The organism is Roseateles sp. P5_E11, assembly GCF_054049355.1.
In genome coordinates, this window is record NZ_JBFUMO010000414.1 from 1 (window position 1) to 5,329 (window position 5,329).

Consider the following 5,329-nt stretch of genomic DNA (forward strand, 5'->3'; position numbering starts at 1 on the left):
GAGTTCACCAAGCACATGATCCGCATGCGGCATGCCGGGCAGGTCCAGACCAAGCCCGAGGCCAACGAGATCATCCTGATCAACAGCCACGACGGTGCGAGCTCGTACCAGATGCTCGCGGGCATGTTCCGCTTCGTCTGCTGCAACGGCTTGGTGGTCGGCGACGTCGTGGATGACATCCGCATCCCTCACAAGGGCAACATCCAAGACGAGGTCATCGAGGGCGCGTTTCGCGTGCTCGACGAGTTTGAGGCTGTCGAGGCACACGCCGAGGCGATGAAAGTGCTGCAGCTGGAACCGCCCGAGGAAGTGGCCTTTGCCACCGCAGCGCTGGCGTTGCGGTTCGGCGAGCGGGTGGTGGAAGAAACCGGCGGCCATCGGCCGGCGCCGGTGACAGCCCAACAGCTCATCCAGGCGCGAAGGCCAGAGGACGCCGGTCACAGTCTGTGGACGACGTTCCAGCGGGTCCAGGAAAACGTGATCCGTGGTGGTCAGCCTGGCCGCAGCGCCCAGGGCCGACGCTTGCATACCCGCCCAGTTGGCAGCATTGATCGAGGCGTCAGCCTCAATCGTGCGCTGTGGATGCTGGCAGAGGAGATGAGCAAGATCAAGGCGCAGTGATGTCGGTGCGCTGGATTCGGCTTCGAATCCAGCGCCTTCTCGGTACACGGCACGTCGCAGCATGGCTGGACCGCTGTTGTGCCATCGGGCAGGGGGCCATCCATGACACTGACCTTCAGCGCTGCCTTTACGTCGCCACACCTGGTCCTGGGCCAGTCGCGACGATGTAATGCAATTGCACTACAATGTATCCATGAAGACCTCGACGATCCCTGCAGTGCGCGTGGAGCCCGACCTCCGTGCGGAGATGGAGGCCGTGCTCACCGAGGGCGAGACCCTGTCGGAGTTCGTGGAAGCTTCGGTGCGTGCCCATGTTCATCGGCGCCAAGTCCAGACCGAGTTCATCGCCCGTGGGCTGCGTTCGCGGGACGAAGCGCGTCGGACAGGCGAGTATGTGGAAGCCGACGTCGTGCTGGGCAATCTGCAGCGCAAGCTCGACGCAGCGCGGGCGCAGATCTCGAAGAAGCGCAAGTGAGTTTCCAGGTCAGGCTGACACGTGCAGCCGAGCGAGATCTCGAGGAGCTATTCGACTTTGTGCTGGAGCGAGAGCTGGCGCGTGATGGAGGCAATCTCGAGCTGGCCGGCGAGGCGCTTGACGCGCTGCGCGCGGGCATCGCGACCCTGAGGGCTTCCCCGTTCACATGCCGCAAGGCCGCACGGAGCCCGTTCCTGCGCGAGCTGGTCGTACCGTTCGGGCGGTCGGGCTACGTCGTGCTCTTCGAGGTTGAGAACGCGACGACCRTGACCGTGTTGGCAGCCAGGCATCAACTGGAAGATGACTACCACTAGGACTCAATCGATGGGCCAGCTCACGCTAGAGAGCGCAAAGGCCATCTATCGGGCTGCGATCGACGTCCGAGCGCAAGACGGCGAGGGTGACAACTGGTGGGAGGCGGTTCGAGTTGAGGTAGGCCAGGTGCTGTCCGCCCGCACTGTTGCAGATGCGGCTGAGGTGATCGCTTGGTGGCATCACGACTGGACCTCCATTGGCGATACACCGCGAGATGCGGCGAAGCGAATTCGTCTGGCAGCCAGGACTGGAGTTCACCTGGCAGTGAGTGCATAGCGCCAGGCTGACGATGACTGCAGTGCTTCCTTGAGGGACAAGATATCTGCGGGAAATGACCGGCGTAGCTCAGGTGCGTGGAGCGAGCAGTTCAGCTCAATCATCAAGATCAACCAGCAGTTGAGGAACGAGTCTGCGTCTGATCGCGCATCGATCCGAGCCGACAGTTCACAAGTTCCGTCGTCGCCGACGACCAGGTCGATGCGGTTCCCCGCCTCAGGGCCGTAGATCCACCAGCTTTTCGTCATCTGCCGGGGCGGCTCAAAACTCTCAGCCAGGATGGTTTGTGCACGGCGTCTCAGCAGTGGTGGAAGCGTTTGATCGCCGTACTCAAATACTGCTGCTACGTCGAACTGCCAAGCTGCCATCGCGCGCTACCCTGCCTGTGATGCTCAATCTGGAGGCTTCGGAAATCTAGTGGATCYCCAACTGCATGCCAACCTCGTTTGCAGCGCTACGGCGTGAGCAAGAAAACCGCGAGCGTCCACGTTGAGGCAGAAGCGGCGATAGCCGTCACAGCGTGCGCGGCAGGAGATCCCCAGAATACCTTGCGAGTTTCTGCACGGCCGTCGAGCGAACGGGCAAGCCTGTTGAAGGCCGGGGCCAGCTCGTCCTTGAATAGCTTGCGTGCGGCTGCTTCCATGGCCCGGGTCTCGGTCTCAGCGGCGGCCCGCGCAATCTCGTCCGAACGCCGGGCCATGTGTCTAAGCGCGTGGGTAGTCGCGTTCTCCATGACGAGCGCGGCACTTCGGTTGACGGTGGCAGTTTCAGCTTTGAGGTCGGCAGAGGCTTGCACGACCGCCTGACAGGTGTCTTGTAGTGCCGTCGAGACCATTTCGACGCGATCGAGCAAAGCGCCGACGTCGCCGAGCGCTTCGGCTATCAATGCCTCACGCGCGCTGCTCATTCTGTTTCCGCTGTGTCGGGCGTCCGGGCGTGGTAGCTGACCCACCCAGACGCAGTGCAGCAAAGCAAGCGTCCAGCTCTGGCACGACACCGCTGGCCAGTCGACGGGTTGCTAGCTTCTGCGCCAAGACCATCTTCTCCTGTGAACTTGGCGCCTGCTGGATTTGCGCCTTGTAGTCCGTGCTGTCGGTGGCCAGTTGCGAGAGGTCTCCGGTCCCACCGCGAATGCGCGCATAGATTTCATTGGCGCCCAGGCGACAGGCCGGATCGGGCGAGGCGATGGGCTGCTCTTTAAGGAAGTTGAGCACGAAGTAGAACGACTGCTGGACTGGGATTCCCATCTCCGCCATGTTGAAAACCACCTTCAGCCGAGAAGGCGTCACACCCAACTGCGAGAGTTCCACAAGCGTTGCGATCRTGTCCTGCTGCTGCTTCACGGGCGGCACAGTGGGCACGACAAAGTAGTCGAAGTCCTCCTGGCTGCCGCGGTATAGCTCCATGAGGTTCAACAGGTCCTCGACGTTGCTGGCGCCGATGTCGACGACGGCGCTTTCCACGGTCTGCAAGTACTCCTGCAATTCGCCAAACTRCCGGCCACGCAGGGCCTGACCCTGACCGTCGCCGCTGTTGAGGCTTTCGATCGAGATGAGTTCTGCGCCAGGGATGCGCGGCAAAAGCAGGTGGCGCGAGATGGTGGTCTTGCCCACGTTGCCCGAGAAGTTGATCACTGCGACTTTCATCGTTGCTCCTTTGCGCGGATGAGGGGGTTGGTGCTCTGAGTGCGAGCGAAAGCCTCGGCAACTTCTTTGCCGAGGCGCGAAGTGGTGATGGGCAGTGGTGCAACCGGCGACGCGACTGGGGTGGGATTGGCCGGGGCAGGCAGTGAAGGAAGCATCGCTCCTGGGTCAACCTGTGCCGGAAGCGTCACGGGCTTGTGCTCGCTTCCGTTGAGCCGCGTTACCTCGCGCCATACCGTGCTGATGCTCACGTTGATGCCAACTGCCGCTAGGGCCTGCCGGATCACGTTCAGCGTGTAGCCCTGTGCGTGGAGCTGCGCGATCTCGGCTGCATAGGCACGCGCTTTCCGGTCAACACGACCAGGAGGCTGCGGCGGGGTCAATCGCATCAATTCACCTCTTTGCCGACGCAACCGGGTGCGCTTTGCGCAACGCGCGTGGCCGGATTTTTTCGGGTCTTTCTCGCATGGTTGTCATGCCTTTTCGGATCTTTGACGCTCCGTTGTCGCGTGTTTTTCGCTGACTTCGCGCCTCGTTTTCACATGACCAATATTTGGTCGAGACCGAGGCGCTTGAGCGGCTGGATTCGGCCCCGAATCCAGCATCCAGATTGGCCTGATTCGAGCCAATACTGGTTCTATTGGTGAGTGCAGAGATAGGCGGCCCGCCGCCGATTTCACAAGCGCTCCGCGCACTTTCTTCGATCGGCACATGGCCACCCGAACCCATGACTTCGTCACCGTCGAGATGCGCGGCTTGAAAGCCGCCCTAGTTGCCCATGCGGCGGCGAGGAGGGTCACGGTGTCGGTTGTTGTTCGCGATGCAGTCGCGCGTTTCCTCGCTGCCAACGGGGGCGATCAGCCCACTCAGGCTGTGCAGACCCGCGCTCTCGCTGACGGGGCTCCTTGGACCAAGCTATCAATCCGGTTCACGCGCGCAGAGGCGGCGCGCCTGTCCGCAGCTGCGCGTGCTGCTGGGATGTCGCGAGGGGCGTACGTCGTCGGCCTGGTTGACGGCGTGGCAGTGGTGGCGTCAGGTGGCAACCGGCCAGAAGCAATCGCCGCCCTGATCGCGTCGTGTGCGGAGTTGTCCACCCTCAGCCGCAACGTCCACCTCCTGACATCGCTGCTCCGCGAAGGTGACGTGCGGCGCGCCTTGGAGTGCCGCGCCGTGCTGGACGGCGTGGCTGACGTCGTGCGCGGCCATCTGAAGCTGGCCGCAGGCGCTTTGGCTGGACTGCAGCCCCGTCGGGCGGGTGGCGCTGAGGACGATGGCAGCACAAAGGACAGGAAGCGGCCATGGCGAAAGGCATGAACATCGATGGGGTACTTGTCACGTGGGGCGACCGGTTCTTCTATCCGGGGAACCGCATCGTGAAAGGTCGCTCGCAACCCAAGCTGCGCGGTGACGCGCTGCGCCGCCGGGCTGATGCGATCCGCGCCCGAATCGAAGCAACGGTAGTCCGGCGCGCGCCACAGGTGATGGTGAAAGTGACTGGAGGCGGTCGCTGCATGCGAGCGATCGCGGCGCACTTTCGCTACATCAGCAAGAACGGCAAGCTGGAGATCGAAGACGATCGAGGGGAGTCGCTAAGAGGGCCGCAAGCGGTGCGCGACTTGGCGGATGACTGGCGATACAGCGGTAGCTTGGTGCCAGAAGATGCGGCTTCGCGCAGTCGGCGCGAGGCGTTCAACATCATGCTGTCGATGCCGCGCGGGACCAATCCTTTGGCGGTTCAGATGGCAGCGCGTGAGTTCGCCCGTGCCGAGCTCTCCGGTCACAAATACGTGATGGTGCTGCATGATCATCAGGCCAACCCGCACGTCCATATCAGCGTGCGGGCAGAGTCGAGGATCGGCCAGCGGCTGAACCCGCGCAAGGCGGACCTGGCGCGATGGCGCGAGACATTTGCAGAAGAACTGCGTGAGCAGGGGGTCGATGCTGAGGCGACACGCCGGGCAGTGCGCGGACAGCGGCAGCGGTATGACGAGCTCTGGCG

At 62.8% G+C, this 5,329-nt stretch carries 9 protein-coding genes; 5 read left to right on the forward strand and 4 right to left on the reverse strand.

The features are described from left to right. The 3 genes from ACXJKR_RS23370 to ACXJKR_RS23380 form a co-directional block, all read left to right on the forward strand. Positions 1-621 (forward strand): DUF932 domain-containing protein (locus ACXJKR_RS23370; protein WP_457324843.1); only part of this gene is annotated, 621 nt, incomplete at its 5' end. A gap of 193 nt (positions 622-814) precedes the next feature. Next, positions 815-1,096: a YlcI/YnfO family protein gene (locus ACXJKR_RS23375; protein ID WP_457324844.1), complete on the forward strand. Its 282-nt coding sequence runs from the start codon at positions 815-817 to the stop codon at positions 1,094-1,096. Beyond that, a complete protein-coding gene (locus ACXJKR_RS23380) occupies positions 1,093-1,410 on the forward strand; it encodes a type II toxin-antitoxin system RelE/ParE family toxin (protein ID WP_457324845.1) in 318 nt (105 codons plus the stop codon). The genes ACXJKR_RS23375 and ACXJKR_RS23380 overlap by 4 nt, the downstream gene beginning before the upstream one ends. Positions 1,411-1,665: 255 nt before the next feature. Here the strand turns inward: ACXJKR_RS23380 and ACXJKR_RS23385 are convergent, their stop codons facing one another. The 4 genes from ACXJKR_RS23385 to ACXJKR_RS23400 form a co-directional block, all read right to left on the reverse strand. After that, entirely contained in the window at positions 1,666-2,055 is a 390-nt protein-coding gene (locus ACXJKR_RS23385) for a hypothetical protein (RefSeq protein WP_457324846.1), read from the reverse strand. 86 nt (positions 2,056-2,141) lie between these two features. Then, a complete protein-coding gene (locus ACXJKR_RS23390; protein WP_457324847.1) occupies positions 2,142-2,594 on the reverse strand; it encodes a hypothetical protein in 453 nt (150 codons plus the stop codon). After that, positions 2,578-3,333, reverse strand: a complete 756-nt coding sequence (stbB, locus tag ACXJKR_RS23395) for a StbB family protein (protein WP_457324848.1) — start codon at positions 3,331-3,333, stop codon at positions 2,578-2,580. Before stbB ends, ACXJKR_RS23390 begins: the two co-directional genes overlap by 17 nt. Beyond that, the gene (locus ACXJKR_RS23400; protein WP_457324849.1) at positions 3,330-3,719 is read right to left on the reverse strand and encodes a helix-turn-helix domain-containing protein; all 390 of its coding nucleotides are present in this window, start codon (positions 3,717-3,719) and stop codon (positions 3,330-3,332) included. Before ACXJKR_RS23400 ends, stbB begins: the two co-directional genes overlap by 4 nt. Before the next feature lie 322 nt (positions 3,720-4,041). On the opposite strand from ACXJKR_RS23400, the gene ACXJKR_RS23405 reads away from it, so the two are divergent. Together ACXJKR_RS23405 and ACXJKR_RS23410 are read left to right on the forward strand one after the other, a co-directional pair. Next, entirely contained in the window at positions 4,042-4,644 is a 603-nt protein-coding gene (locus ACXJKR_RS23405) for a plasmid mobilization protein (protein WP_457324850.1), read from the forward strand. After that, on the forward strand, positions 4,629-5,329 hold a 701-nt coding region (locus ACXJKR_RS23410; RefSeq protein WP_457324851.1), incomplete at its 3' end, for a relaxase/mobilization nuclease domain-containing protein. The genes ACXJKR_RS23405 and ACXJKR_RS23410, both read left to right, overlap by 16 nt.

What these genes read in the sequence shown, in the direction of transcription:
- ACXJKR_RS23375 (WP_457324844.1), top strand. Translation starts at nt 815, where the DNA reads ATGAAGACCTCGACGATCCCTGCAGTGCGCGTGGAGCCCGACCTCCGT.
- ACXJKR_RS23385 (WP_457324846.1), bottom strand. Translation starts at nt 2,055, where the DNA reads ATGGCAGCTTGGCAGTTCGACGTAGCAGCAGTATTTGAGTACGGCGAT.
- ACXJKR_RS23390 (WP_457324847.1), bottom strand. Translation starts at nt 2,594, where the DNA reads ATGAGCAGCGCGCGTGAGGCATTGATAGCCGAAGCGCTCGGCGACGTC.
- ACXJKR_RS23400 (WP_457324849.1), bottom strand. Translation starts at nt 3,719, where the DNA reads ATGCGATTGACCCCGCCGCAGCCTCCTGGTCGTGTTGACCGGAAAGCG.
- ACXJKR_RS23405 (WP_457324850.1), top strand. Translation starts at nt 4,042, where the DNA reads ATGGCCACCCGAACCCATGACTTCGTCACCGTCGAGATGCGCGGCTTG.